Source organism: Paraburkholderia sp. J63 (assembly GCF_905220245.1).
Taxonomy (GTDB): domain Bacteria; phylum Pseudomonadota; class Gammaproteobacteria; order Burkholderiales; family Burkholderiaceae; genus Paraburkholderia.
This window is the reverse complement of sequence record NZ_CAJMZF010000067.1, coordinates 1-25,752: the sequence shown is the minus strand read 5'-3', so window position 1 is coordinate 25,752 and position 25,752 is coordinate 1. Positions and strand designations below refer to the sequence as shown.

Annotated in this window: 22 protein-coding genes; 9 read left to right on the top strand and 13 right to left on the bottom strand. The window is 66.0% G+C overall.

Annotated elements, in window-relative coordinates; genetic code table 11:
• From U5775_RS36590 to tssJ, 3 genes are all read left to right on the top strand, one after another.
• The coding region (locus tag U5775_RS36590) for a hypothetical protein (protein ID WP_322063014.1) at positions 1 to 316 on the top strand (316 nt) is incomplete at its 5' end.
• Complete coding sequence (gene tssF / locus U5775_RS36585; protein WP_322063013.1) at positions 313 to 2,172, top strand: type VI secretion system baseplate subunit TssF; 1,860 nt, start codon at positions 313 to 315, stop codon at positions 2,170 to 2,172. The genes U5775_RS36590 and tssF, both read left to right, overlap by 4 nt.
• Positions 2,172 to 2,690, top strand: a complete 519-nt coding sequence (gene tssJ, locus U5775_RS36580; RefSeq protein WP_322063012.1) for a type VI secretion system lipoprotein TssJ — start codon at positions 2,172 to 2,174, stop codon at positions 2,688 to 2,690. Before tssF ends, tssJ begins: the two co-directional genes overlap by 1 nt.
• A 293-nt stretch (positions 2,691 to 2,983) precedes the next feature.
• Here tssJ and U5775_RS36575 read toward each other — a convergent pair whose 3' ends face one another.
• From U5775_RS36575 to U5775_RS36560, 4 genes are all read right to left on the bottom strand, one after another.
• Entirely contained in the window at positions 2,984 to 4,696 is a 1,713-nt protein-coding gene (locus U5775_RS36575; RefSeq protein WP_322063011.1) for a lactate permease LctP family transporter, read from the bottom strand.
• 135 nt (positions 4,697 to 4,831) lie between these two features.
• Entirely contained in the window at positions 4,832 to 6,310 is a 1,479-nt protein-coding gene (locus tag U5775_RS36570; RefSeq protein WP_322063010.1) for a LutB/LldF family L-lactate oxidation iron-sulfur protein, read from the bottom strand.
• Positions 6,307 to 7,092: a LutC/YkgG family protein gene (locus U5775_RS36565; protein WP_322063009.1), complete on the bottom strand. Its 786-nt coding sequence runs from the start codon at positions 7,090 to 7,092 to the stop codon at positions 6,307 to 6,309. Before U5775_RS36565 ends, U5775_RS36570 begins: the two co-directional genes overlap by 4 nt.
• Positions 7,089 to 7,907 (bottom strand): (Fe-S)-binding protein, encoded by an 819-nt coding sequence (locus tag U5775_RS36560; RefSeq protein WP_322063008.1) that lies wholly within the window; start codon positions 7,905 to 7,907, stop codon positions 7,089 to 7,091. The genes U5775_RS36565 and U5775_RS36560 overlap by 4 nt, the downstream gene beginning before the upstream one ends.
• Before the next feature lie 203 nt (positions 7,908 to 8,110).
• Here U5775_RS36560 and U5775_RS36555 point away from each other — a divergent pair, with 203 nt between their 5' ends.
• The 3 genes from U5775_RS36555 (at position 8,111) to ppk2 (ending at position 10,519) form a co-directional block, all read left to right on the top strand.
• Positions 8,111 to 8,896 carry a FadR/GntR family transcriptional regulator gene (locus tag U5775_RS36555; protein ID WP_322063007.1) on the top strand — a complete coding sequence of 262 codons (786 nt, stop codon included), beginning with the start codon at positions 8,111 to 8,113 and terminating at the stop codon, positions 8,894 to 8,896.
• A 108-nt stretch (positions 8,897 to 9,004) separates the two neighbouring features.
• Complete coding sequence (locus U5775_RS36550; protein WP_322063006.1) at positions 9,005 to 9,391, top strand: VOC family protein; 387 nt, start codon at positions 9,005 to 9,007, stop codon at positions 9,389 to 9,391.
• A gap of 147 nt (positions 9,392 to 9,538) precedes the next feature.
• Entirely contained in the window at positions 9,539 to 10,519 is a 981-nt protein-coding gene (ppk2, locus tag U5775_RS36545) for a polyphosphate kinase 2 (protein ID WP_322063005.1), read from the top strand.
• A 92-nt stretch (positions 10,520 to 10,611) separates the two neighbouring features.
• Here the strand turns inward: ppk2 and U5775_RS36540 are convergent, their stop codons facing one another.
• Positions 10,612 to 12,213, bottom strand: a complete 1,602-nt coding sequence (locus U5775_RS36540) for an inorganic phosphate transporter (RefSeq protein WP_322063004.1) — start codon at positions 12,211 to 12,213, stop codon at positions 10,612 to 10,614.
• Between the two features lie 205 nt (positions 12,214 to 12,418).
• Here U5775_RS36540 and U5775_RS36535 point away from each other — a divergent pair, with 205 nt between their 5' ends.
• Positions 12,419 to 14,035: a sensor domain-containing diguanylate cyclase gene (locus tag U5775_RS36535; protein WP_322063003.1), complete on the top strand. Its 1,617-nt coding sequence runs from the start codon at positions 12,419 to 12,421 to the stop codon at positions 14,033 to 14,035.
• 60 nt (positions 14,036 to 14,095) lie between these two features.
• On the opposite strand, the gene U5775_RS36530 is transcribed toward U5775_RS36535, so the two are convergent.
• The gene (locus U5775_RS36530; RefSeq protein ID WP_322063002.1) at positions 14,096 to 14,500 is read right to left on the bottom strand and encodes a helix-turn-helix domain-containing protein; all 405 of its coding nucleotides are present in this window, start codon (positions 14,498 to 14,500) and stop codon (positions 14,096 to 14,098) included.
• Positions 14,501 to 15,007: 507 nt separating this feature from the next.
• Here U5775_RS36530 and U5775_RS36525 point away from each other — a divergent pair.
• A complete protein-coding gene (locus U5775_RS36525) occupies positions 15,008 to 15,397 on the top strand; it encodes a hypothetical protein (protein WP_322063001.1) in 390 nt (129 codons plus the stop codon).
• A 50-nt stretch (positions 15,398 to 15,447) separates the two neighbouring features.
• On the opposite strand, the gene U5775_RS36520 is transcribed toward U5775_RS36525, so the two are convergent.
• The 7 genes from U5775_RS36520 to U5775_RS36490 all read right to left on the bottom strand — a co-directional run bounded on the left by U5775_RS36520 (position 15,448) and on the right by U5775_RS36490 (position 24,285).
• Positions 15,448 to 15,687, bottom strand: coding sequence for a hypothetical protein (locus U5775_RS36520; RefSeq protein WP_322063000.1), 240 nt, complete (start codon positions 15,685 to 15,687; stop codon positions 15,448 to 15,450).
• Positions 15,688 to 15,998: 311 nt separating this feature from the next.
• A complete protein-coding gene (locus U5775_RS36515) occupies positions 15,999 to 16,592 on the bottom strand; it encodes a YigZ family protein (RefSeq protein WP_322062999.1) in 594 nt (197 codons plus the stop codon).
• A gap of 516 nt (positions 16,593 to 17,108) precedes the next feature.
• Positions 17,109 to 19,826, bottom strand: coding sequence for an aconitate hydratase AcnA (acnA, locus tag U5775_RS36510; RefSeq protein ID WP_322062998.1), 2,718 nt, complete (start codon positions 19,824 to 19,826; stop codon positions 17,109 to 17,111).
• A gap of 61 nt (positions 19,827 to 19,887) precedes the next feature.
• Positions 19,888 to 21,339 carry a bifunctional 2-methylcitrate dehydratase/aconitate hydratase gene (locus U5775_RS36505; RefSeq protein ID WP_322062997.1) on the bottom strand — a complete coding sequence of 484 codons (1,452 nt, stop codon included), beginning with the start codon at positions 21,337 to 21,339 and terminating at the stop codon, positions 19,888 to 19,890.
• Positions 21,340 to 21,361: 22 nt separating this feature from the next.
• Positions 21,362 to 21,895, bottom strand: a complete 534-nt coding sequence (locus U5775_RS36500; RefSeq protein ID WP_322062996.1) for a hypothetical protein — start codon at positions 21,893 to 21,895, stop codon at positions 21,362 to 21,364.
• A 192-nt stretch (positions 21,896 to 22,087) separates the two neighbouring features.
• Positions 22,088 to 23,104 carry an HpcH/HpaI aldolase/citrate lyase family protein gene (locus U5775_RS36495; protein ID WP_322062995.1) on the bottom strand — a complete coding sequence of 339 codons (1,017 nt, stop codon included), beginning with the start codon at positions 23,102 to 23,104 and terminating at the stop codon, positions 22,088 to 22,090.
• A gap of 194 nt (positions 23,105 to 23,298) precedes the next feature.
• Positions 23,299 to 24,285: a malate dehydrogenase gene (locus tag U5775_RS36490; RefSeq protein ID WP_322062994.1), complete on the bottom strand. Its 987-nt coding sequence runs from the start codon at positions 24,283 to 24,285 to the stop codon at positions 23,299 to 23,301.
• A 519-nt stretch (positions 24,286 to 24,804) separates the two neighbouring features.
• Here U5775_RS36490 and U5775_RS36485 point away from each other — a divergent pair.
• Positions 24,805 to 25,617 (top strand): GntR family transcriptional regulator, encoded by an 813-nt coding sequence (locus U5775_RS36485; protein ID WP_415913744.1) that lies wholly within the window; start codon positions 24,805 to 24,807, stop codon positions 25,615 to 25,617.
• The last annotated feature ends 135 nt before the right edge of the window (positions 25,618 to 25,752 follow it).

Sequence of the window (25,752 nt, the reverse complement as noted above, 5' to 3'; positions counted from 1 at the left end):
CATCGCGTCCGACGCCACGGGTGACTGGGCGTTTCTGCGCATGCTTGAGAAAGCCCAGGTCAAGCCGCTCGACGACTCGCGCTTCGAACTGGTCTGGAATGGCGCGGCGGCCAGCGGCGACACGAAGGCCGCTTCGGCGGTCGCGGCGAGCGATGCCGCCTCGCCACTACGCTACCTGCTGCGCGTGCAGGCGGGCGCAGGTCCGCTTGACCTGCTCAGGCTGCGCGGCTTCACGATGCCCGGGCGCATCTTCGTGCCGGGCCGCGCCGGCGCGATCTCCGGCCTGCCACCCTTGCCCCCGGAGTTACAACCTTGACCGCACCGTGGAAGAAGAACCCTTCCGGGCACGAGAATCCGTTCCTGAGGTATTTCGACGGGGAAATGCGCTACCTGCGCGAGGCGGCTCGCGAGTTTGCCCAGGCGCAACCCGAGGCCGCGCGCCGCATGGGGTTGCTTTACGGCGAACCGGAGGAGTCGGTCCGGGCAGTCTTTGAAGGCTTCGCGTTCCTCATGGCGCGGCTGCGCTACAAGCTCGGCGACGCCATGCCGGAGATCACCGACCCGCTGATCGACAACCTGTACGAGTACGCGGGTCGGACGATTCCCTCGCTGTCGGTCATCGAATGCACGCCGCTGAACCGTACCGTCCAGACGCCGGCGCAGATCCCGGCGGGCGCCGTGGTGCGCTCGGCGCCCATCGGTCCCGAGGGCGTGCAGTGCCCGTACCGGACGACGCAGGCGGTCGATCTGCTGCCGCTTTCAGTGGAGGATGCGCTCGTCGCGGTGCGCGCCGACGGACGCACGGTCATCCGCCTCACGTTCGGCCTCTGGCTCGGGGAGCAGCGCGAGCGCGTAGACCTCTCGCGCATCCGCCTGTACCTGCACGGCGACCGGGCCGCCGCTGCCGCGCTGTACGCGGCACTGACGCGCCAGGTGGCCGCGATCAGCGTGCGCCTGCCGTCGGTACGCGACGGCGCATTGCAGCCGCAGCCCGACGTGCGCTTCGAGGCGTCGGGCTTCGGCCCGTCGACGCGGCTGTGGCCGGTGACGGACGCGAAGCGCGACGAGGAACTCGACCGCGAGCAGACGATGCTGGAATACTTCGTCTTTCCGCAGAAGTTCCATTTTGTCGACCTGTGCGGTTTCGATACGACGGTCCTGCCGCCCGGCGAAACGCAGATGACGTTCGAGATCGAACTCGACGGGCGGATGCCCGGCGATCATCCGGTCAGCCGCGGCAGCTTCCGTCTTTTCTGTACGCCCGTCATCAACCTGTTCGAGGTCGACGCGCTGCCGCTGCGGCCTGCCGGCTGGCACGATACGGAGCACCCCATTGTGGCGCAGCCCGGCCTCGCCGGCCATGTCGAGCTGTACGACCTGCTCGCGGTGATCGCTACGAACCCGGAGAGCAGTGCGCAGCATGCCTACCAGGCGTTCAGGAGCTTCCGCCATCGTGGCTGGCTCACGCGCTATGACAGGCCGGAGCGCTATTACGTCACCTCGACACGCTACGGCGCGAACGGGCGGGAACTGTGGGTCACGCTGGAGGGCCAGCTCTGGTCGGGCACGCACCGCGACGCGCGGGACGACGAGGACCGCCCGCCGCCGGACGGCTACCTGACGGTGCGCGCGCTCGCGAACAACGGGCGCCTGCCGGCGATGGCGCTGACCGAAGCGACGATTACCGGGACCGTCTCGGGATTTACCGGCATCGCATCGGTGCGCAACCTGATGGCGCCGACGCCACCGGTCTACCCGCCGCGCTATTACCCGGGATATGACTGGCGTGTGCTGGGCCAGTTTACGGCGGGCGGCGCGAACGAGATCAACCGGATCTCGGCGGAGGGCGAAGAGGCGCTGCAGGAGACGCTGGAACTCTACGACTGGGTGCCGGACGATGGGCCGACGCGGCGTATCGAGGCCATCCGGTGGGTGCGGCTGTCCGCGAAAAACGTCCTTCAGCGGGCCTATATGCACCGCGAGGTCTGCGTACACGTCGACCTCGACCCTACGGCCTTTGATGGACCCGGCGACGCCGTACTCTTTGGCGACGTACTCAACCATTTTATTGGCCGTTACGCCTGCTATCACCATTCCATGCGGCTGCTACTGTGCATCGACGGAAAGGAGACGGTCTATCCGGCCATCGAGTTCAAGGGAGCGGCTTTCTGATGCAGAACGCGATCGTGAAAGGCACGCTGATTGCCGGCTTTGCGCTGGCCCTTGCGTCGTGCGGCATGGTGCAGTCGGTCAAGGATGGCACGGTGGCGGCGACGCAGGCCGTGTTCGTGTCGAAGGTGAAGCAGATGGACCTCACCATCGTCGCGCGCGGCGCGCTCAATCCGGACACGCGCGGCGCGTCGCTGCCGGTCGTGCTGCGTATTGTCCAGCTGAAGGATGACAAGCCCTTTGCGACGGCGACCTATGCGCAACTGCTCGGCGGCAGCGACACGCTGAAGGTGGCGACGCTCCGGAGCCAGGACGTCACGCTTGGGCCGGGGCAGACGCTGAAGGTATCGGAGCCCATCGGCGACGAGGCGAACTACGTGGGCGTGGCGGCGTTCCTTCGCGACACGTCCGACGCCGGGTGGTCGGTGCTGATCCCGAAGGCGCAGTGGAAGAAGACCGACCCGGTCAGGCTGGTCGCGGCGGAGCGAAGTCTCGTTCTCGATACGGAGCAGAAAAATTGAGGAATCGCCATATCTACGCAGAAGCTCCGGCACTACCCGCGCTGATGGCGTTGCAGCAGACAGCGCGCAATATCAGGCAGGCAGATCGTACCCGGCCTGTGCCCACCCGCGCAAATGCCTCCCACCTGCCGAGATCAAGCGCGTGGCGGGGGGAACGTCGCGGGCAGTGCCTGTCGACCGGGAACGTCAACTTCAATATGCGGCTCGCATTCGAATGCGAGCCCGGTCATCCAGAGTAGGCAGCGCGGCTTAAAAGTCCCTTAAAACGCGGGGTGAGCGTGTTTTTCGCGCGCTCAATGGGGGATCATGCCCGTGAGTACATAGGCCTGGATCAGCGTCATCACGCCGACGATGGCCGCGAAAAAGAGGCTATGGCGCACCGTGAAGCGGAACAGCGCGGCCTCCTTGCCGACGAGGCCCGTTGCCGCGCAGGCCACGGCGATCGATTGCGGCGAGATCATCTTGCCGCTCACGCCGCCCGAGGTATTGGCGGCGACGAGCAGCGTGTTCGAGACGCCGATCTGGTGCGCCGTGGTGTGCTGCAGCGAGCAGAACAGCGCATTCGATGAGGTATCCGAACCAGTCAGGAATACGCCGAGCCAGCCGAGGAACGGCGAGAAGAACGGGAACGCGGCGCCGGTGCCGGCCAGTGCAAGCGCCAGTGTCGAGGACATGCCCGAGTAGTTCGCCACGAACGCGAAGGCGAGCACGAGGCCGATCGAGAGCACCGGGCGGCGCAATTCGCCGAGCGTCTCGAAGAACGTGGCCACGGCGGCGCGCGGCTTCATCTTCAGCACGATCGTGGAGACGATGGCGGTGAGCATGATCGCGGTACCCACGGCGGAGAGCCAGTCGATTTTTAGCACGGCCTCGTAAGGCTTGGCCGAGGCGACGATGGGCGCGGTGCGCACCACGAGCTGATCGAGACCGGGCACGTGCAGGCTCAGCACGGTGCCGGCGAGCGGACCCTTCGCGGCGAAGAGGGCCTTGAACGGCTTGACGCTCCACACCGTGACGATGGCGGTCAGCAGGATGAACGGCGACCAGGCGCGCACGGTCTGGCCGATGCTGTACGGCGAGGCTTGACGGCTCGACGAAGCAGGCTGCGTTTCACGACTGAAGCCGCCGTTGAAACCGCCCAGCGCGGCCACGCCGCCGCTCACGCGCACGTTCGCGCCCTGCGCGACGCGACGCGGCTGCCACACCTTGAGGAACCCGGCGAGCGCGACGAGGCTCACGAGCGCCGACGTGATGTCCGGCAGCTCGGGTCCGATGTGATTCGACGTGAAGTACTGCGTAACGGCAAAGCTGCCGCCGGCCACGAGCGCCGCGGGCCAGGTCTCCTTGAGGCCGCGCTTGCCGTCCATGATGAAGACGAGCCAGAACGGCACGAACAGCGAGAGCAGCGGCAACTGGCGGCCCGCCATCGCGCCGATCAGGAACGGGTCGATGCCCGTCACCTGACCCGCGACGATGATGGGGATGCCCATCGCGCCGAACGCCACCGGCGCGGTATTGGCGATGAGGCAGAGGCCCGCCGCGTAGAGTGGCTCGAAGCCGAGCCCGACCAGCAGCGCCGAGGTGATCGCCACGGGCGCGCCGAAGCCCGCCGCGCCTTCGAGGAACGCACCGAACGAGAAGCCGATCAGGAGCAGTTGCAGGCGCTGGTCGTCGGTGATCGCGAGCACGGAGGCGCGAATGATCTCGAACTGCCCGGTCTTCACGACGATCTTGTAGAGGAACACCGCCGTGACGATGATCCACGCGATCGGCCACAAACCATAGGCGAAGCCGAAGCCCGCCGAGACGAGCGCCTGGCGCACCGGCATGCCGTACTCGAAGATGGCCACGCCCAGTGCGAGCACGAGCGTGATCGACGCGGCGACGTGGCCCTTGAGGCGCAGGCCGGCGAGCGCGACGAAGAAGAACAGGATGGGCACGGCGGCCACGAGCGCGGACAGCCACAAGCTGCCGAGCGGGGTATAGATCTGATGCCAGGGTTGCATTACGGTCTCCTCCGTGGATGCGGGTCGAAAGGGTGACGCGCGGGTCACGCGCGTTCATCGGGCATGCTTGTTTGGTCTAAACTAGCGATCCAGATTCGCGATTTAATTTCGCATACCTGATGAAATGTAATTGGGTTACTGCGGCTGGTCGCGCTCGCGCAGCAAATCATGCAGGCTGCGCGGCGCGGGCAAGAGCGGCGTGCGGTGCTGCGTCCAGCCCATCTGCTGGGAAGGCGCGAGCGCGCGCAGGCGCGTCGCGGCCCAGCGCAGCGCGCGATACGCACGCGGATGCGCGAACGCGCCGCTCCAGAAGCGCCAGACGAACTGCTCGCTGCGGCTGTGATTCGCGCCCTGGCCGCGCAGCGGATGCGCGACGGCCTCGTCGGGCGAGCGGTTCGCTTCGGTGCGCAGGCGCACCAGCAGTTGCGGAATCGGAATGCGCACGGGGCAGACTTCGCCGCATGCGCCGCACAGGCTCGACGCGGTGGGCAGGTCGGCGGTCGCGTCGAGTCCCAGCAGATGCGGCGAGATGATCTTGCCGATCGGGCCGGGATAAGTCGTGCCGTAGGCGTGCCCGCCGATGCGCGTATACACCGGGCAATGATTCATGCACGCGCCGCAACGGATGCATTGCAGCGTGGCGCGCAGTTGCGCGTCGGCCCAGGCCTGGCTGCGGCCGTTGTCGAGCAGCACGAGATGGACTTCGCGCGGGCCGTCTTTTTCGCCCGCGCGGCGCGGGCTGCTGATGAGGTTGAAGTACGTGGTGATCGGCTGGCCCGTGGCCGAACGCGTGAGCAGGCTCGAAAGCGGCACGATGTGCTCGAGCTTGGCCACGACCTTTTCCATGCCCATGATCGCGACATGCACGTCGGGCACCGTGGTCGAGAGGCGGCCGTTGCCCTCGTTCTCGACGAGCCAGAGCGTGCCCGTATCGGCGGCGGCGAAGTTCACGCCCGAGAGACCGATCTGCGCATCCACGAACGCGCGGCGCAGCGCGCGGCGGCCCGTCTGTATCAGCGCATCGACGTCTTCCGTATAGGGCGTTTCCGGAATGTGTTCTTCGAACAGATGCGCGATGTCGGCTTTCGTTTTGTGGATCGCAGGCATCACGATATGCGAGGGCTTTTCGCCGGCGAGCTGCACGATGTACTCGCCCATGTCCGATTCGATGCAGTCGATGCCGCGCTCGGCAAGGTAATGATTGAGCTCGATCTCCTCGCTCGCCATCGACTTGCCCTTGATGACGCGCGTGGCCGCATGCTGTTGCGCGATGGCGTGGACGATGCGGTTGGCGTCGTCGGCGGTTTCGGCCCAGTGCACGTGAATGCCGTTCGCCTGCAGCTTCGCTTCGAGCTGCTCAAGCAATTCGGGCAGACGCGCGAGCGCGTGCTGGCGCACCGCCTCGCCGAGGTCGCGCAGTTGCTCGAGCTCGTCGGCTTGCGGGAATTGCGCGGCGCGCTTGCCCTGCAGAAAATCCATCGCGCCGCGAAAGCTCTGGCGCAGTTGCGGATCGTCGAGCGCCGCGCGGGCGCGCTGGCGGAACTCGGCCGTGGGGACGAAATGCAGCGTGTTTTCAGGGCTCGCGGCGCGCGTGGTGTGGGCGGTCGTGCTCATTGCGCGGCTCCGTGATGGGACGAGTTCGTTGGCAAGTTCGCAGCCGGTTCCGGCGCGCCGGTTTCGTCATCGGTCACGACGATCACCCACAACGCGCGCGGTCCGTGCGCGCCGTAAGCCGTGGTCTGCTGGATGTCCGAGGTCTTCGAAGGGCCCGAGATCATCACGAGATTGGTGGGCATACCGTCGCGCCAGCGTTCGGCGGCAACGGCCGCGTGGAGGTCCGCGTGCAGCGTGCGCGCGTGGATCAGCGCGACGTGCAACGGCGGCACGAGCGAGACCGTGCGCGGCGCGTTCGCATCGGGCACGACCACGAGCGTGCCGGTGGCCGCGAGTCCCGAGCGCGCGACCGTGAAGCCCGCGTCGATGCTCTCGAACAGTTCGGACTTCCAGGCTTCGATCGGCTCCATGTAACCGCCTGCTTCGACGCCCGTTGCGGCGGACCGCAGTGCGTCGACGAGTGCCGCGCCCTCCGCGCTCGCGGCGTCGAGCAACAGCCGCTTTACGCCTGCGTCCGCAAGGCGACGCGCGAGCTCGGCGGGCCACGCCTCCGCGCTCGCGCAGACGACCTGGGCGTGCGCGGCCTCCAGCATGCGCTGGAATTGGGACACGCGAGCCGCCTGGGTAGCGAGCGTTTCTGCCGCCTGCTCGCGCTGCTGTGCGTAGTGTGCGTCGATGCGCTGGTCGAGCCCGTCTACGGGCGACGCGGTTTCGTCCGCGCTTGCGCGCAGCCGGTCGAGCATGCGCGCGCGGGCGCCGAGGGTATCGAGGGTGTCGATCATGCGGCCTCCCCGCCGGTGCGGCGCCACAGGAACGAAGCGAGGTGCTCGACGGCGAGCGGCGCGCCCTTGCGTTCGGCGGCATGGCCGATATTGAGGAGGCATCCGCAGTCGGCGGAAACGAGCCGGTTGCAGCCGGTCGCGCACGCCGAGGCGATCTTGTCGGCGACCATCGCGCCCGAAATGTCGGGATGCTTGAGCGAGAACGTGCCGCCGAAGCCGCAGCATTCGGATTCGCGCTCGTGGTCGATGCGGGTAACGCCGGGCAGCGCATCGACGGCCTCCACGCCGTGCACGCGCGTGCCCATCTCGCGGCGCGCGCCGCATGAGGTATGGAGCACGACGCGCTCTTCGGGCTGCGTGAGCGCGGTGTCGCCATAGGCGCCGGCGGCGCCGAGGTCCACATCCAGCACGCGCACGAGGAATTCGGTGAGCTCGTAGACGCGCTCCGAGAGCGCCTGAGCCCGTGCCACGTCCCTTTCGTCAACTGCGTTGGCTGCGCCGTCCTCGAACAGCGCGGGCCAGTGGTGCCGCATCATGCCCGCGCACGAGCCGGACGGCACGATCACGGGCCAGGGCTTGTCGAACAGGCCGAGCTGCGCGCGGGCGACCTCGCGCGCCTCGCGCGGATTGCCGCTGCTATACGCGGGCTGTCCGCAGCAGCTTTGGCCGCGCGGGAAGTGGACCGTGAGGCCTTCGCGCTCGAGCAGCTTGACCGCGTCCAGTCCGGCCTGGGGCACGAACAGGTCGACGAGGCAGGTCGCGAACAGGTAGACGTCGGTAGGGCGCGGGCCGGTGGGGTATTGCCGTGGCTTCATGTCTCGCTCGGTGTCGAATGGCGCGTCGTCCCGGCCCCGCGTGCAGATGCTGATGACGCGTCTGCAGAGCTGGCCGCGATGGAGACGGCAGGTTTGTGGCGCATAATTCCCGCTTCGGGCGGCGGGTTCAAACTGGTTGGACCAGTGGGTCACCAGCGATCCGGCTCGCCGCCGCCGAAGGACACGACGTTCGGGGACGATCAATGAGGGACAGGGCCGGTGCGCGCGGACGCGTCGAAACGGTGATGCGGCAGATGGAGACCTCGCTGCTCGATGGCACGTGGCGCGCGGGCGCGAAGCTGCCGTCCGAGCGCGTGCTCGCCGGGCAATACGGCGTCGCGCGCAACACCGTGCGCGAGGCGACCCAGCGGCTCGCCGCGCGCGGGCTGGTCGCGAGCCGCGCGGGCGCGGGCGTGTTCGTGACCGACCAGTTGCGCACCGGCTTCGCCTCGCCGTGGGGGCAACTGGTGGCCGACCATCCGGCGCTGCGCGACGACATCCTCGAATTCCGCCGCGTGCTCGAAGGGGCGACCGCGTATTTCGCGGCGCTGCGCGCGAGCGACGACGACCTCGCGCGCATTCGCGCGTTGATGCACGAGCTGGAGTGCACGCGCGCCGCCGACGACAAGGCCACCGAGGCCGACACCGACGCGAAGCTGCACGAAGTGATCGCGCAGGCGTCGCACAACGCGATGTTCCTGCACCTGCATACGAGCGTGCTGGGCGTGCTGCGCGAGCACATCACGATCAACGGCACGGGCTTGCGCGAGCAGAACGCGGACGCGTCGGATCATCTGCTGCTGCAGCATCGCACGCTGTGCGAGGCGATCCTCTCGCGGCGCCCCGAAGAGGCGCGCACGGCCATGCAAACCCATATCGACTTCGTGCGCGCGCGGGTGAACGAGGAGCACGGCGAGCCCGAAACTGGTCCAACCAGTGGGCAGAAGACGCGCGCACGCAAGCGGGCCGCCGCGGCCAAAGGCTGCTAAAGTCGGCGGGAGAGAACGGACGCTGGCCGAACGGTCTTTCGCCGATCCGTGCCGAGCCGCGCAGATAAAGCGGCGCCCGCAAGAACACGATTACAAGGAGGCCAGGCCATGAACCCGCCCGTCGCACGTATCGAATCCCTGAGCGCCATCACGCTCACCGTGAGCGACATCGCGCGTTCGGTGCGCTTCTACGAGGCGCTTGGCTTCGTGCACAAATCGGCTTCAGCCGTTGCCGGGTTCGCGTCGTTCGTGCTGGGCGGCGGGGCCGGCGCCGCCGAGTGTTACCTGAATCTGCTGGAGGGCCCGCACGGCAAGGTCGATGGCTGGGGGCGCGCGATCTTCTACGTCTCGGACGTGGACGCCTTTTATGCGCAGGCGCTGGCCGCGGGCCTCACGCCCGCCTTCGCGCCGCAGGACGCGCCGTGGGGCGAGCGCTACTTTCATCTGATCGATCCGGACGGCCATGAGCTGAGCTTCGCGAAGCCGCTGGCCTGAGCCGCAGTGCACGGCGTGCGTCGATGCGTCTGAAATATGAATGACACCGGCAGCGCCGATAGTGGCGCGTGGCCGTGTCCGTCCGCGCTCGATGTTTCCAAAGCGCGGCTGGCGCGGATGCCATTCATCGCAAGAGGAGAAGTCGCCATGAACGAACTGGACCGTGCCGGGCAAGTCGAGCACGAAGCCAATCACGAACTCGGGTCCGAAGTGGGTTCCGAAACCGCCGCCGACGTCGAGCGGCATCGCCGCCGCCGTCTCGACGAAGAGCTCATCGACGCCTACGACGAAGAGCTCGAAATGGAAGTCGACGACCGTCTCCAGGAAAACGGCCTCGAGATCAGCGACGAGACGCGCGCGCTGCGCCGCGTCTATTTCCGCGAGCTGATCCGGCTGCAAGGCGAGCTCGTGAAGATGCAGGACTGGATCGTGAGCACGGGCCATCGGCTCGTCGTGATCTTCGAAGGCCGCGACGCGGCGGGCAAGGGCGGCGTCATCAAGCGCATCACGCAGCGCCTGAACCCGCGCATGTGCCGCGTGGCGGCGCTGCCCGCGCCGAACAACCGCGAGCGCACGCAGTGGTATTTCCAGCGCTACGTGCAGCACCTGCCCGCGGGCGGCGAAATGGTGCTGTTCGACCGGAGCTGGTACAACCGCGCGGGCGTCGAGCGCGTGATGAACTTCTGCACCGACGAGGAGTACGAGGAGTTCTTCCGCTCGGTGCCCGAGTTCGAAAAGATGCTCGTGAGGAGCGGCGTTCAGATCGTCAAATACTGGTTCTCGATCACCGACGACGAGCAGGAAGTGCGCTTCCAGAGCCGTATCGACGATCCGCTCAAGCAGTGGAAGCTCTCGCCGATGGATCTCGAAAGCCGCCGCCGCTGGGAGCAATACACGCACGTGAAGGAAGTCATGCTGCAGCGCTCGCACATTCCCGAGGCGCCGTGGTGGGTCGTGCAGGGCGTCGACAAGAAGCGCGCGCGCCTGAACTGCATCAGCCATCTGCTGAGCCAGGTGCCGTATCACGAGATCGAGCATCCGACTGTGACGCTGCCCTCGCGCGTCCATCATCCCGACTACATTCGCCAGCCGGTGCCCGAGAACATGATCGTGCCGGACATCTATTGACCGGGTATTGACGCTGGCGGACGCCGGCGCAAACGCAAAAGCCGCGCCCCACCTGACGTGGGGCGCGGCTTTTTTCGCCTGCGCGCGCCGCCTCAGAACGTGTGGCGGAACACCCAGTACAGCGCGCCCGCGAGCGCGATCGAGGCGGGCAGCGTGAGCACCCAGGCGAGCACGAGGCTGCGCACCGTGCTCCATTGGAGGCCCGAGCCGTTCGCGGCCATCGTGCCCGCCACGCCCGAGGACAGCACGTGCGTGGTCGAGACCGGCAGGCCGTAGATGTCGGCCGCGCCGATGGTCGCCATGGCCACGAGTTCCGCGCAGCCGCCCTGGCCGTAGGTCAGATGCTGCTTGCCGATGCGCTCGCCCACCGTCACCACGATGCGCTTCCAGCCCACCATCGTGCCGAGGCCGAGCGCGATCGCCACGGCCACCTTCACCCAGGTCGGGATGAACTGGGTCGCGTGGTCGATCTGGCTGCGGAAGTTCTGGATCGCGCGCGCGTCGGCGGCGGCGAACGCGGGCTGCTTCGCTTTTTCCATCAGGCGGATGGCCTCGGAAATCACGTACATATTGTTGCGCACGTTATCCACGACCGATTGCGGCACCGCCGCCATCGAGCCATAGTCTTCGACCTGCTGGCCCACCTGGGTCGAGAGCGCGGCGAGCGCGGGTACCGTCTGCGGCGCGAGCTTGCGCGTGTTGATGTAGCGCTCGACTTCGGCGCGCACGGCATCGGCGCCGCCCGCTGGCACGGCCACGCCGTTGCTGTACTTGTCGAGCGTGCGCGCGGCCTGCTGCGAGACCGCGACGAAGTTCTGCGATTCGCTCGCCGTCACGGCCTTGTTGAGCGCATAAGCGGTGGGCACGGTGCCGATCAGGATCAGCATGATGAGGCCCATGCCCTTCTGGCCGTCGTTGGAGCCGTGCGCGAACGAGACGCCCGTGCAGGTGAGAATGAGCAGTGCGCGAATCCAGAACGGCGGCGGCTCGCTGCCCTTCGGCTCGGCATAGAGCGCGGGCACGCGCACGAGCGCCTTGAGCACGAGCAGCAGCAGGGCGGAGGCGAGAAAGCCGACGATCGGCGAGAACAGCAGCGACTTGCCCACGCCGATCGCCTGGCTCCAGTCCACGCCGCTCGTGCCGCCCGCGCCGTGCATCAACTGGTTCATCAGGCCCACGCCGATGATCGAGCCGATCAGCGTATGCGAACTCGACGAAGGCAGGCCGAAGTACCAGGTGCCGAGATTCCAGATGATCGCCGCGATCAGGAGTGCGAAGACCATCGCGAAGCCCGCGCTGCTGCCCACTTGCAGGATCAGCTCGACGGGCAGCAACTGCAGGATGCCGAACGCCACCGCGCCCGTGGAGGTGAGCACGCCGAGGAAATTCCAGGCGCCGGACCAGATCACGGCGAGGTTGGGCGTGAGCGAATGCGTGTAGATGACCGTTGCCACCGCATTCGCGGTATCGTGGAAGCCGTTCACGAATTCGAAGCCCAGCGCGATGAGGAGCGCGATGCCGAGCAGGAACCACGGCAGCGTGGAGTGCTCGCGCACGGGCGAGAGGTCGTCGGCGAGATGCATGCCCACGTAGATGGCGCCCGCGGCAATCACGAGCAGAAAGATGAGCACGCTCGCATTGCGCCCACGTGCGGACGCGGTGCCCGGTTGCGGTGACAGGGAAAGATCGGGCATGACGAGCGGATTCCTCAGAAAAATAGCGCGGACGGGAAGTCGCGAAACGGGGATGGGATGGCGCTGAAAGGCGGTGAAAGCAACGCTTCCGATCATGCAAAGCGCCTATGACGTATTGATGACACCTGCGCGCATCGCTGGCCGCAGCGCCGGATCGGGCGCTGCGCGGGGGGCGCGAGTCGATTGATGACGGAGGGTTGCGTACGTGTCTGACCGCGTTCACAAGCCTGTAGGGGAGCCGTCCACCGGACCCGGGTCCGCGCGGCGCGTGTTTGCGCCCCATCTGCGGCTGCGCGCGCACAACTGGGTGCTGGCGCGCGGCAAGGGCGCCACGCGGCTGATCGGTGGCAATCCGTTCCTGGCGGGGCTCGTGGGAACGCTGGTCGCCACCTTGATGGCGGCGCTGACCTATGCGGCGCTCTACGCCGGGCGCGTCGAGGAGTTGCGTCACGCGGTCGAGAATTCGGACAACATCGTGCGTCTCGTGAGCAGCGACATCGCGCGCAACGTCGAGCTCTACGATCTCTCGTTACGCGCCGTGGTGGCGGGCGCGCGGCAGCCCGAGACGTGGTCGATGCCACGGGCGCTGCGCCAGCGCGTGCTGTTCGACCGCGCGACGGCGGCCTCTTATCTGGGCGGCGCCTACGTGCTCGATGCGCAGGGGTATCTCAAGGCGTCGCAGAGCGGCATCGACGCGCCCGGCGTCTCGCTCGCGGACCGCGATTATTTCCTCGCGCAGCAGCGCAACCCCAATGCGGGGCTCTTCTTCTCGAAGCCCTATCAGTCGCGCCTGCGCCGCGGCGTGGCCTCGATCGCGCTCACGCGGCGCATCGACGGGCCCGATGGCGCATTCGAGGGCGTTGCGCTGGTTGCCGTGCGGCTCGATTATTTTCAGCAACTGCTCGACCGGATCGACATCGGGCGGCGCGGCGGCGTCTTCATCATCATGCAGGACGGCACGCTGCTCGCGAGCAAGCCGCCGTTGCCGCTCGGGGTGGGCGCCGATTATTCGGGTTGGCGCAACTACAAGATCGTCTCGCAGCACGACGCGGGCACTTTCACGGCGCATGCGGAAGCGGATGGCGTGGAGCGCGTCTATACCTACGCACATGTGGGCAGCACGCCCATCATCGTGGGCGTCGCGCCCGCGGTCGACGATATCCTCGCGGCCTGGCGCCGGCGCGGCTACTTCGCGCTCGCGATGACGACGCTGTTTGGCGGCGCGTGGGTGGCGGTCTCGTGGGTGCTCGCGTTTGCGCTACGCGACAAGGTGATCGCGGAAGGCGAGTTGCAGCGCCTCGCGGTGACGGACCCGCTCACAGGGCTCGCGAACCGCCGCGCGCTGGACCAGCGGCTCGTTGCCGAATGGCATCGCGCGTCGCGCGAGCAGACGCCGCTTTCGATACTGTTTTTCGACGTCGATCACTTCAAGATCTTCAACGACACCTACGGCCACGCCGCCGGCGACGAAGTGCTCAAGCTCGTGGCCGAGCGCATCGCGGCGGGTACGCGGCGGACTTCGGATATGGCCGCGCGCTACGGCGGCGAGGAGTTCGCGGTGCTGCTGCCGGGCACCGCGCTGCAGGGCGCGCGCAAGATCGCGGACAAGGTCCGCCGGCGCATCGAGATGTCGAACCTCGCGCACAGCGGCTCGCGCTATGGGCGCGTCACGGTGAGCGTGGGCTGCGCGAGCTGCGAGCCGCCCGTGGGCGACAGCGGCGCGAAGCTGCTGGGCGCCGCCGATGCCCTGCTCTACGAAGCCAAGGCAGCGGGCCGCAATCAGGTGATCGCGAAGCAGTGGACCGGCGCGGCCGCGCAGTGACCCAGGCCCGGTGATCCAAACCCGGTCACCGAAGCTCCGCGCCGTAAGACGCGCAGGCTTTCAGCGCGCCGATTTCGACAGGCGATGGCCGAGGCCGAGATTCGAGACGATCTGCCAGGTATAGACGCGCGAATAGTGCACGCCGAACTGGCGGCCGATCAGCTCGCGCACGCGGCTGTTGGTCCACGCATCGCTCGGAAAGCCATACTCGCGCGCGGAGCCATGCAGCGCGCTCGCGATCCAGCCCATGGCCGCTTTGTCGAGCACCGAAGGCCGGCCGCCCACGCTCATCTGCTGCAGCGCGGCGAGCCCGCCTCCATCGACGATCGATTTGTAGCGACGCACCGTCTGGGCGGAAAGGTGCAGGGAATCGGCCACGGCATGCACCGTCGCGCCCTCTACCAACATCTGGCCGGCCGCCATCCTGCGCGCGACACTCGGCAAACTCTCGGTTCTGGTAAGCATGTGATCACTCGTCAACGAAAGATTCCGGACATGCGGCTTGCGGATGCGCCGCTCCTGTCAACCCTTTGGTGCATGCGGGTCTTCTCGCTTGCCACGGTCTTGCATGGCTCTCGCTGATGCGAGACCGTCGCGGACGGCGAAACAATGCGCCTGACAAGGCGCGTGCGGACTGCTTTGGTGTTCCGCAGGGGATATTAATAATTGTTTTTGTAGGGAATGTGTATAGCTAGCGGAAAAATAGTCTGCTTGACTTACAGATTATCCTGGCCTACCGGAAAAAATGATCCTATCCAAATCGCTTAACTCTGCCCGTGAATGTTGTCCATTCACGCCATGATGGCTGGCGCGCGGTGCGCCGGAAATGTTTGCAATCTTTGTTTTTTGCATCGTTGCTGCGACACATTGCGAGAGCGAATCGGTAATTTTGGGCAGAATGCGCTTTCCGAATTTGCGCGAATCGTTTTGAAAATTCGATCCGATTGATGATCCGCTAGATGATCGACAGGCATGCATAAAGACATCGACGAAAAGGTGGGACGTCTGCTGCAGCGCGCGGCAAGCCGACGTGGACTCGTATCGTATGGCGCATTCCACGCGCTGTTCGCGCAGAGCGTGCCGCTGCACGAGCGCTACGAAAAACTGGAGGCCGCCGCGGCGGCGCTATGCGAGCCGCGCCTGGCCGACTATGCGTCGTTGCTCGCGACCGCTTCGGGCCTGCCGGGTCCCGACTTCTATCTGCGCTTTCGGCGCCTGCATGCGGAGCGCTACTATGCGGCGCTCGGCATCGACCGGCATCGCATGCTCAAGCTTGCAGAGAAGCGCCAGTTCGCGAGCGAAGAACGCGAGCGCGTGTATGACCACTATCGCAGCATCGTCGAGGTTCCGGTGCCCGCGTGACGATGTGCTGAGCCTGATGGTGCGGATGTCACCGCGTGGATCTAACCGTTTCAGTCGACGCGATTGCGATCGCGCACGAGGATCGAGACATACACCGCGGTGCAGACGAGGATCACGGCTACGCCGGTGATTACCTTGGTGTGATTGAATTCCACGAGCCCGGTCACGGCGATGGCGATGCCGGTCGCCGAGCCGAGCGTGCCGAGCGCGGCAACGAAGATGCGCAGCTTGCTCCAGACGCGGTGGCGTCGTTCGGGACCGGCGCCTGCCCTTATACGATCGAAAATCATGATGGCTTTTCCCGTTGATGGCGGGCCGCATTGCGCTGGAGTTCACCGGGATTCGCAAGGCAATGCGGCCTGCGTCAAGACTCGAAACGATTATAGCGATCGGGGGATTCTGCGCTTTCAGCGCGTGCGCGTCATACGTGGTCGCGCAAGTTTCCCGCTCTTTTGCGTGCGTTTAAGTTTTCCTTAATTTTGGATCGCCATGATGGGCACGTCGGATCGATTCGATAGTCGATTCGCGGTTGTTCTTCACGTCCCCTGTTAACCGCCGTTGCCATACGGCGGTTTTTTTTTGCGCATTCGCGGCGCCTCTTTCACTCGTACTCGGGAAAGCCCGCGCGTCCTTGCGTGAGATCGCGCAGCGTCTCGCGCGCGGCATCGAGCGCGGTGACGGGAAGCTGGATCGTCAGCTTCACGGTCATCGTGTAGCGGCTGTCGGCCAGCGTGTGCTGCTCCTGCTCGATCCAGTGGCGCACGCGCGTTTCGTCGGCGTAGCTCACCTCGACGGTCAGGCGCGCCTGGGCAATGCGCTCCACGCGCGGCGCGTCCTGCAGCGCGCTCGCGATGGCGTCGGTATAGGCGCGCACGAGTCCGCCCGCGCCGAGCTTCACGCCGCCGTAATAGCGCACCACCGCGGCGAGCACGCCGTCCAGATCGTGATGGCGCAGCACTTCGAGAATCGGGCGGCCCGCGGTGCCCGAGGGCTCGCCGTCGTCGGACATGCCGGACTGGCCGCCCGCGAGCAGCGCCCAGCAGACGTGCGTGGCCGTGGGGTGCTCGTCACGCAGACGGCGCAGCTCGGCCATGGCCGCTTCGCGGCCGTCGACCGGAATCGCGAGACCGATGAAGCGGCTCTTGCGGATCTCGAGCTCCGCGCTGACGGTGGTGGCAAGGGTATAAGTGGGCAAAGCGGGCAGTGCGGCGTGGGCAAAAGCGTGATGGAAGCGTCATGTTAGCGGATGCGGGCGGCAATGCGGGCCGCCCGGCCGCGAGCGCTTGCGCCTGCTTCGTCGGCGCGGCGCAGGGCTGTCTTCAAATCTGACAGTTTACGTAATGGTTTCTTGCGCCTTGCGCTAATGACGTATCGGCCGCGAGGGCCGATAATACGTTCCATGACGGGTCTAGCTCTGGCTGGAGCGATGCCGAACTCCTCATTCGGTGATCCGTCATATTTCGAATTCGTCGCGGCGCCGCAGGTCTTGCGCCGTGCGCCTCCAGAAGCCTCTCCCCACGATACGCGCAGAAAAAACCCCGGTCGGGACGGTGTCCGTCGGCCGGGGTCATAAGGCTCGCCTGTTCTCAAGAGGCGGGATTCACCTTACGCCTGTCAAAAATCGGCAGCAATGAAAAAAAAGCCCGACTCGCGTCGGGCTCCAAGTGTGACTGCATCCGTTGCCGGATACAGTCCCTGCAAAACCGCCTGCTTACGCCGCGAGCAGCGAGCGCAGCACGAACGGCAGGATACCGCCGTGCTTGTAGTAGTCGACTTCGATCGGCGTGTCGATGCGCAGCAGCACCTGGACGCGCTCGTCCTTGCCGTCCTTGCGGTGGATCACGAGTGTCAGGTCCTGTTGCGGCTTGAAGTCGTCCGTCAGGCCTTCGACGTCGAACGTTTCCTCGCCGGTCAGGCCGAGCGACTGCACGCTGTCCGAACCCTTGAACTGCAGCGGCAGCACGCCCATGCCGACGAGGTTCGAGCGGTGGATGCGCTCGAAGCTGCGTGCGACCACGGCCTTCACGCCGAGCAGTTGCGTGCCCTTCGCCGCCCAGTCGCGCGACGAGCCCGTGCCGTACTCCTCGCCCGCGAACACCATCGTGGGCGTGCCGGCGTCGATGTACTTCATCGCGGCGTCGTAAATCGACAGTTGCTCGCCGCTCGGCTGGTGGATCGTCAGGCCGCCTTCGACGCGCGTGCCGTCGGCCTTCGCCGGGATCATCAGGTTCTTGATGCGCACGTTCGCGAACGTGCCGCGCATCATGACGTCGTGGTTGCCGCGGCGCGAGCCGTAGCTGTTGAAATCGGCCTTCTGCACGCCGTTTTCCTTGAGCCACTTGCCGGCGGGCGAGTCTTCCTTGATCGAGCCGGCCGGGCTGATGTGGTCGGTCGTGACCGAGTCGCCGAAGATGCCCAGTGCGCGCGCGCCCTTGACCTCAGCCACCGACGACGACGGCGTCATCGAGAATTCCGTGCCGAAGAACGGCGGCTCGGCGATGTAGGTCGACTTCGGCCAGTCGTAGACCTGGCCTTCTTCGCCCTCGATCTTGCTCCACAGGTCGCCCTTCTTCGTGAGCTGGCTGTAGTTCTTCTGGTAGACGTCGGCGTCCATCGCGAACTTGAGCAGCGCGTTGATCTCTTCGCTGGTCGGCCAGATGTCGCCGAGGTAGATGTCGCGGCCGCCACGGCCCTTGCCCACCGGCTCGGTCATCAGGTCGCGCGTGATGTTGCCCGCGATCGCGTAGGCGACCACCAGCGGCGGCGAAGCCAGGAAGTTCGCGCGGATGTTCGGGTGGATACGCGCTTCGAAGTTACGGTTGCCCGAGAGCACCGCCGCGGCGACCACGTCGTTCTTCGTGATCGACTCGTTCAGCTCCGGCGTCAGGTCGCCCGCGTTGCCGATACAGGTCGTGCAGCCGTAAGCCGCGAGCTCGAAGCCGAGCTTCGAGAGGTAGGGCAAGAGGCCCGTCTTCGTCAGGTATTCGGTGACGATGCGCGATCCCGGCGCGAGCGAGGTCTTGATGTGCGGCGCCACCGTGAGGCCCGCTTCCACGGCCTTCTTCGCGAGCAGACCGGCGGCCAGCAGCACGCTCGGGTTCGAGGTGTTCGTGCACGAGGTGATCGCGGCGATCAGCACGTCGCCGTTGTGCAGCTTGACCTGCTCGCCCGCCGCGTATTCGGCCGTGAGGTCGTCGGCCTTCTTGTTGAAGCCGTTTTCGGCGACCGGCTTCGAGAACAGGTCGGTGAAGGTCGACTTCACGTGGCCGATTTCGATGCGGTCCTGCGGGCGCTTCGGACCCGCGAGCGACGGCGCGACCGTGCCGAGGTCGAGCGTGAGCGTCTTCGTGTAATCGATGTCGCCGGCCTTCGGAATGCCGTAGAGCTCCTGCGCCTTGAAGTAATTCTCGAACGCCGAGATTTCGGCTTCGGTGCGGCCCGTGCCCTTGAAGTAGTCGATGGTCTTGTCGTCGACGGGGAAGAAGCCCATCGTCGCGCCGTATTCCGGCGCCATGTTGCCGATGGTCGCGCGGTCCGGCAGCGAGAGCGAGGCCGTGCCAACGCCAAAGAACTCGACGAACTTGCCGACGACCTTCTCCTTGCGCAGCATTTCGGTGATCGTGAGCACGAGGTCGGTGGCCGTGCAGCCTTCGCGCAGCTTGCCCTTGAGCTCCACGCCCACGACGTCGGGCGTGAGGAAATAGACCGGCTGGCCGAGCATGCCCGCTTCGGCTTCGATGCCGCCCACGCCCCAGCCCACCACGCCGATGCCGTTGATCATCGTGGTGTGCGAGTCGGTGCCGACGAGCGTGTCCGGGTAGTAGACCGTATCCGCGCCTTCGCTCTTCTTGTGCACGCCGCGCGCGAGGTACTCCAGGTTCACCTGGTGGACGATGCCGATGCCCGGCGGCACGACCTTGAACGTGTCGAACGCCTGCATGCCCCACTTCATGAACTGGTAGCGCTCGTTATTGCGCTGGAATTCCAGCTTCATGTTCAGGTCGAGCGCGTCCTTCTGGCGGAAGTAGTCGATCTGCACCGAGTGGTCGACCACGAGGTCCACGGGCACGAGCGGCTCGATGACCTTCGGGTTCTTGCCGACCTGCTTGGCGACGCCGCGCATGGCCGCGATGTCGGCGAGCAGCGGCACGCCGGTGAAGTCCTGCAGCACGACGCGCGAGACGACGAACGGGATTTCGTCGACGCGCGCCGCGGTGGGCTTCCAGTTCGCGAGTTGCTCGATATGCTCTTCCGCGATCTTCTTGCCGTCGTAGTTACGCAGCACGGACTCGAGCACGATACGGATCGAGACCGGCAGGCGATTGATCTTCACGCCAAGCTGCTTGCCGAGTTGCGGCAGCGAGTAGAACTTGCCTTTGCCGGAACCGCTGTCGAATTCCTTTAGCGTTTTGTGGAGGTTGTGGGCCATGGTGTTTTCCTTCGTTTAATCGCGGAAATTACGCTTTACAACTACCTGAGTGCCTGCTTGCTCAAATGACGTACAAGTCGACGTACTCGTTCACCGGCATGGCTTCGAGCCGTGCCGCATCGAGCGAGACATCGAGAATCGCCTGCTGCTGCTTCGCGGGGAAGCGGCGCGCGAGGTTGGTCCTGAACTTCTCGATCAGAAGCGGGACGCCTTCGTCGCGGCGCCGCTTGTGACCGATGGGGTATTCCACCACGACTTCGTCGAGCGTGGTGCCGTCGTTGAGTTCGACGGTCAGCGCATTGGCGATCGAACGCTTCGCCGGGTCGTGGTAGTCCTTCGTGAACTGCGGGTCTTCGACGCAGACCGTCTTCGCGCGCAACGCGTCGATGCGCGGGTCCTGCGCGACGTCGTCCTCATAATCGGCGGCCGTGAGGCGCCCGAACAGGAGCGGCACGGCCACCATGTACTGGATGCAGTGGTCGCGGTCGGCCGGGTTCGCGAGCGGCCCGGTCTTGTCGATGATGCGGATCGCCGCTTCGTGCGTGCGGATGGTGATCCGCTGGATGTCTTGTGCAGTCAAGCCGCGCTGCGCGAGCACGCCGTGCAGCGTCATCGCGGCTTCGGCGGCGGTCTGCGCGTGGAATTCGGCGGGGAACGAAATCTTGAACAGCACGTTCTCCATCACGTACGAGCCGTACGGACGCTGGAACTGGAACGGCTGGCCCTTGAACGAGACGTCGTAGAAGCCCCAGGTTTTTGCCGTGAGCGCGGACGGATAGCCCATCTCGCCCGTCTTCGCGATGAGCGCGAGGCGCACGGCGCGCGAGGTCGCGTCGCCGGCGGCCCACGACTTGCGCGAGCCCGTATTGGGCGCGTGGCGGTAGGTGCGCAGCGCCTGGCCGTCGACCATCGCGAGCGAGACGGCGTTGATGAGCTCGTCGCGCGTGAGGCCGATCATCTCGCCGACCACGGCGGTCGAGGCGAGCTTCACGAGCAGTACATGGTCGAGACCGACCTTGTTGAACGAGTTCTCGAGCGCAATGCAGCCCTGGATCTCGTGCGCCTTCACCATGGCTTCGAGCACGCGCTTCATGGCGAGCGGCGGCTTGCCGTGGGCCACGGCCGTGCGCGAGAGCCAGTCGGCGGTCGCGAGGATGCCGCCGAGGTTGTCCGACGGATGGCCCCATTCGGCGGCGAGCCAGGTGTCGTTGAAGTCGAGCCAGCGGATCATCGCGCCGATATTGAACGCGGCCTGAACCGGGTCGAGCTGGAATGCGGTGCCCGGCACCTTCGCGCCGTGCGGGACGATCGTGCCCGGCACGATCGGTCCCAGCAGCTTGGTGCAGGAGGGGTAGGAGAGCGCCTCGAGCCCGCAGCCGAGCGTGTCCAGCAGGCAGTAGCGCGCCGTCGTCAGCGCGAGCGCGCTGTCGACCTCGAAATCGAGCACGTAGTCGACGATATCGACGAGTACCCGATCCGGCTGCGGCCTGACGTTGGAGACGTGGGCGGACATCGAGGCTCCCCGTGCGGCCCGCTTACTGGCCTGCGGCGCCGCTCGCGCCCGCAGCCGGCGCGGCGCGGTTGGCCGGGTTCAGCGCTTCGGCTTGCGTCGGCGCCATCGCGCCTTGCTGCATTGCAACAGTCTTGCACTCGTCGGCGAGACGCGAGCTGTCCTTGTCCGAGAACAGCATCGCCTTGGTCGGGATCACGACCAGGTCGAGGCCGGTCGCGGCGTCGTGGAAGCGGTCGGCGCCCGTCGTCGTCGTTTGACGCGGCAGGTTGTAGTTCTTGTTCGCCCAGTGAACGGTGACGATCTGGTCACGCGCCATGTCGCCCTTCAGGTCGAAGGCCATGCCTTCGGCGCACGTCCAGTGCTCCGAGCCGGCCGGGATCGGATCGACCTTCGCTTCCTTGGCCGGATTCGCCTTGCGCTTGATGATCTTGTGCTTCGGTGCCGGCTTCTTGGCCTTGGCCGTCGTCGACGAGGTTTGCGCGGCGGCTTCGGTGGCTGCCAGCATCATCGTCGTGGACAGCGCGCCGATAACGGTAGCGATCAGCAGTTTCTTCATGGAGTCGGACCTTTATCTCTCTAAATCGGTTGATCAGTGCGCGGCTGCCGGATGCAGCCGCCGGTTGCACTGCGCGCGCCCCGAAAGCACGCAGCGGACGCTATTTTCACCTATTTATCGGTACGGACTCAGTTTTCCCATTCGAAAATAAACGCTTGCCATTCACGAAGTCGTTTCCTGCGCCGCCTCAGCCTACGGAGCGGCGTCCGGCATGACAGCGCCCGAACCGAACAGCGGCGCGGCTTCGGCGGGCACGGCGCGCCCCGTCGTGCGTGCGCGGCGCAGCACGGACCAGTAGTAGCGGTAGCTCGCGCGGTCGTGCAGCGTGTCCCCATGACGCGTCGGACCCCATTGTGCCGCTTGCGCGGCCAGCAGGATCTCGGCGGCGGTGACGATTTCCTCGTCGCGCGGCGCGAAGGCCGCGACGATGGCCGGAATCTGCGCCGGATGGATGCTCCACATGCGGGTGTAGCCGAACTCGTTGCGTGCGCGGCGCGCGTCGTTCGCGACGATTTCCATGTCGCGCACTTCGGTGCTGACGTTGTGTGACGGAACCTTGCCAAACGCATGGCAGGCCGCGGCGATTTCGAGCTTCGCGCGGCGCACGAGCGGGTGATCGAACTGGCCCGGCGCGCGCATCGCGGTGTCGGGGATCGCGCCGTCGTGCGCGGAGACGAAGTCCATCAGGCCGAAGCTCAGCGATTCCACGCCGCGCAGCGCGGCGAGGTCGAACACGCGCGCGAGCGCGCCATGCGTTTCGACGAGCAACTGCACGGGAATGGGCTTTTCGATGCCCATCTCGACGCGCGTGGCCTCGACGAACGCCGTCATTTCGGCGGCGTCGCCCACGGCGCGGATCTTCGGCAGCGTGATGAACGCCGGCGCGCGCTTCGCGGCGCGCAGGATGAGGCGTACGTCGTCGCGCCAGTGCGGATGATGGAAGTCGTGGATGCGCACGCCCACGCGCCCGAAGCGGTCGTGCTCGCCGCCGATCAGCGACGCGACGAGCTCCGCGTGCTCGGCCTCGCGGCCGACCTGGGCGCCGTCTTCGCAGTCGAGCGTGAGATCGAATACCGGGCCGAGCTGCTGCTGCAGCGCGAGCGATTTCAGCATCAGCTTCTCGCTGCCGGCGTAGTGATCGCACACGGGCAGGAGGATCGGCGGCGCTTCGCCGTCGAACAGCACTTCGGCGGGGGTGAGGGCGCGCATCTTCGGCGTCGGGGGTGTCGAGTGTTGTGGAGGAGCCTGATCGCAGGCCGCCTGTGGAATCAGGCAGCCTGCGATCAGGCGCGAGCCGTGCGGCCTGGGCCGCGGCGCTCGCGCACCTGCGCGTCTTGCTGCATCGACGCGCAAAAAACCGGAACCCGTCGCGCTGCTACGGAGTCCCGGTCGGCCTGCGTGGCTTACTTGCCGAGCAGGTGAGCCACGCCGTCGCGCTCTTCGAGCAGTTCGTTCAGCGTGCCGTCCATCTTTTCGCGCGAGAATGCGTCGATTTCGAGGCCTTCGACGCGCTTGTACTCGCCGTTTTCGCAAGTCACGGGCACGCCGTAGACGATGTCTTCGGGGATGCCGTACGAGCCGTCGGACGGGATGCCCATCGTCACCCACTTGCCGTTCGTGCCGAGGACCCAGTCACGCACGTGGTCGATCGCTGCGTTGGCTGCCGAAGCCGCCGACGAGAGGCCGCGCGCTTCGATGATCGCCGCGCCGCGCTTGCCGACGGTCGGGATGAAGGTGTTGCGGTTCCATTCGTCGTCGTTGATCAGCTTGGTCAGCGACTCGCCTTCCGCCGTTGCGACACGGAAGTCGGGGTACATGGTGGGCGAGTGGTTGCCCCACACGGCGAGCTTCTCGATCGACGCGACCGGCTTGCCCGACTTGGCGGCCAGTTGCGAGAGCGCGCGGTTGTGGTCCAGACGCAGCATGGCGGTGAAGTTCTTCTTCGGCAGATCCGGCGCCGACTTCATCGCGATGTAGGCGTTCGTGTTGGCCGGGTTGCCGACCACCAGCACCTTCACGTCGCGGCTGGCGACGTCGTTGAGCGCCTTGCCCTGAACCGTGAAGATTTCGGCGTTGGCCGAGAGCAGGTCCTTGCGCTCCATGCCCTTCGAACGGGGACGCGCGCCAACCAGCAGGGCGACGTCGGCATCCTTGAACGCGACCTTCGGGTCGTCGGTGATGACCACGCCCTCGAGCAGCGGGAATGCGCAGTCGTCGAGCTCCATCACGACGCCCTTGACGGCGGCTTGCGCTTGCGGCAGGTCGAGCAGTTGCAGAATGACGGGCTGATCCTTGCCGAGCAGGTCGCCATTTGCGATGCGGAACAGCAGGGAGTAAGCGATCTGACCTGCGGCGCCGGTGACGGCAACGCGCTTTGCGGACTTAGCCATTGAAAATCTCCAGGAAGATGCGTTAGACGCCAGGGTAAAACGCCATTCTATATGCGCGTTACGCGAAGCGTTCGTGAATCCGGCGATCCTTTTGCGGGGCGTGCGTGCGAGGCCTTGTGAGCATCGCGCCGCGCGCCGGGAAGCGGGATCGCCATTTAACCTGTGCGACAAAGCAATGGGGAGGCGGGTGCCCGGATAGGCCACCCGGGGTAGGAGAACATCCTGGAGAGGAACGCCGACGCTGGCCGCTGCGCGTGTGCCGGCTCCTGCTACAGCTTGGCCGGCCCGGGACGGATCGAAACCTCTACTGCATGGAGGAACAGCATGGTGCAAGGCGGCCCTGCGGCGTATTTCGCCACGAGGTGGATGCTGCCGGCAGACCCTTCGAGTTGCCCGCAAACCCTTGCTCGTCCGGCAGTGTAGGAGCCGGCAGGGGCAAAGTCAACAGTATCTTATGTCTTATATAAGACATATCTATTGCACCCAAAAGGGTAGATTTCCGGGGGGCTTTATGTTGAAATGCGCGCCATGAGTGCGAACCCGGTCAGCAACGCGAATTCCTCCGCTCCAGAGAGCGGGGCGCGCCCGTCTGCGCCCACTCCCGCGACTGCCACGTCTCCCACCTTCAGTCCGCTCTATCAGCAGATCAAGGGGCTCATTACGCAGAGCCTCGTCTCCGGCGAATGGAAGCCCGGCGAAATCATCCCCAGCGAAGTCGAACTGGCCGCCCGCTACAAGGTGAGCCAGGGGACCGTGCGCAAGGCGATCGACGAGCTCGCTGCAGAGAACCTGCTGGTGCGCCGCCAGGGCAAGGGCACGTTTGTTGCGACGCACAACGAAGAACGTGCCCAGTTTCGCTTCCTGAGATTGCTGGCTGATGACGGCGCCGAACATCCGCACGTGAGCAGGCTGCTCGAGTGCCGGCGCCTGCGCGCCTCCGCCGATATCGCGCGCCAGCTCGATCTGAAGCCCGCCGACCCGGTCGTGCTGATCAAGCGGCTGCTGCAGTTCGATGGCGAGAGCACGGTGCTCGACGAGATCTGGCTGCCCGGCGGCGTGTTCCGCGGCCTCACGGCCGAGCGGCTCGCCGAATACAAAGGGCCGCTCTACGCCATGTTCGAAGCCGATTTCGGCACGCGCATGATTCGTGCGAGCGAGAAGATCCGCGCTGTCGCCGCCGAGCCCGCCGTGGCCGATCTGCTCAATGTTCCGGCCGGTTTTCCATTGCTATCGGTCGAGCGCGTGTCCTATACCTATGGAGATCGCCCGGTCGAGGTGCGCCGCGGTTGGTATGTCACAACCGGGTATTACTATCAGAATGACTTGAGTTGAAAGCGCCTCCACGCGAGGCGCGCGGGCACTTTCCGTGCGCCCGAATCGTGCGCGCAGCAGCGGTTCCAGAGGTGGATTTCGCTGCAGCGCGATATGAAAAGGCGCTAAAATTGCGTATTAGTGTTAACACATAGT

Coding starts and splice junctions, on each gene's coding strand:
- tssJ (WP_322063012.1), top strand. CDS start 2,172: ATGCAGAACGCGATCGTGAAAGGCACGCTGATTGCCGGCTTTGCGCTG.
- U5775_RS36575 (WP_322063011.1), bottom strand. CDS start 4,696: ATGCAACCCTGGCATCAGATCTATACCCCGCTCGGCAGCTTGTGGCTG.
- U5775_RS36570 (WP_322063010.1), bottom strand. CDS start 6,310: ATGAGCACGACCGCCCACACCACGCGCGCCGCGAGCCCTGAAAACACG.
- U5775_RS36565 (WP_322063009.1), bottom strand. CDS start 7,092: ATGATCGACACCCTCGATACCCTCGGCGCCCGCGCGCGCATGCTCGAC.
- U5775_RS36560 (WP_322063008.1), bottom strand. CDS start 7,907: ATGAAGCCACGGCAATACCCCACCGGCCCGCGCCCTACCGACGTCTAC.
- U5775_RS36555 (WP_322063007.1), top strand. CDS start 8,111: ATGAGGGACAGGGCCGGTGCGCGCGGACGCGTCGAAACGGTGATGCGG.
- U5775_RS36550 (WP_322063006.1), top strand. CDS start 9,005: ATGAACCCGCCCGTCGCACGTATCGAATCCCTGAGCGCCATCACGCTC.
- ppk2 (WP_322063005.1), top strand. CDS start 9,539: ATGAACGAACTGGACCGTGCCGGGCAAGTCGAGCACGAAGCCAATCAC.
- U5775_RS36540 (WP_322063004.1), bottom strand. CDS start 12,213: ATGCCCGATCTTTCCCTGTCACCGCAACCGGGCACCGCGTCCGCACGT.
- U5775_RS36530 (WP_322063002.1), bottom strand. CDS start 14,500: ATGCTTACCAGAACCGAGAGTTTGCCGAGTGTCGCGCGCAGGATGGCG.
- U5775_RS36525 (WP_322063001.1), top strand. CDS start 15,008: ATGCATAAAGACATCGACGAAAAGGTGGGACGTCTGCTGCAGCGCGCG.
- U5775_RS36520 (WP_322063000.1), bottom strand. CDS start 15,687: ATGATTTTCGATCGTATAAGGGCAGGCGCCGGTCCCGAACGACGCCAC.
- acnA (WP_322062998.1), bottom strand. CDS start 19,826: ATGGCCCACAACCTCCACAAAACGCTAAAGGAATTCGACAGCGGTTCC.
- U5775_RS36505 (WP_322062997.1), bottom strand. CDS start 21,339: ATGTCCGCCCACGTCTCCAACGTCAGGCCGCAGCCGGATCGGGTACTC.
- U5775_RS36500 (WP_322062996.1), bottom strand. CDS start 21,895: ATGAAGAAACTGCTGATCGCTACCGTTATCGGCGCGCTGTCCACGACG.
- U5775_RS36495 (WP_322062995.1), bottom strand. CDS start 23,104: ATGCGCGCCCTCACCCCCGCCGAAGTGCTGTTCGACGGCGAAGCGCCG.
- U5775_RS36490 (WP_322062994.1), bottom strand. CDS start 24,285: ATGGCTAAGTCCGCAAAGCGCGTTGCCGTCACCGGCGCCGCAGGTCAG.
- U5775_RS36485 (WP_415913744.1), top strand. CDS start 24,805: ATGCGCGCCATGAGTGCGAACCCGGTCAGCAACGCGAATTCCTCCGCT.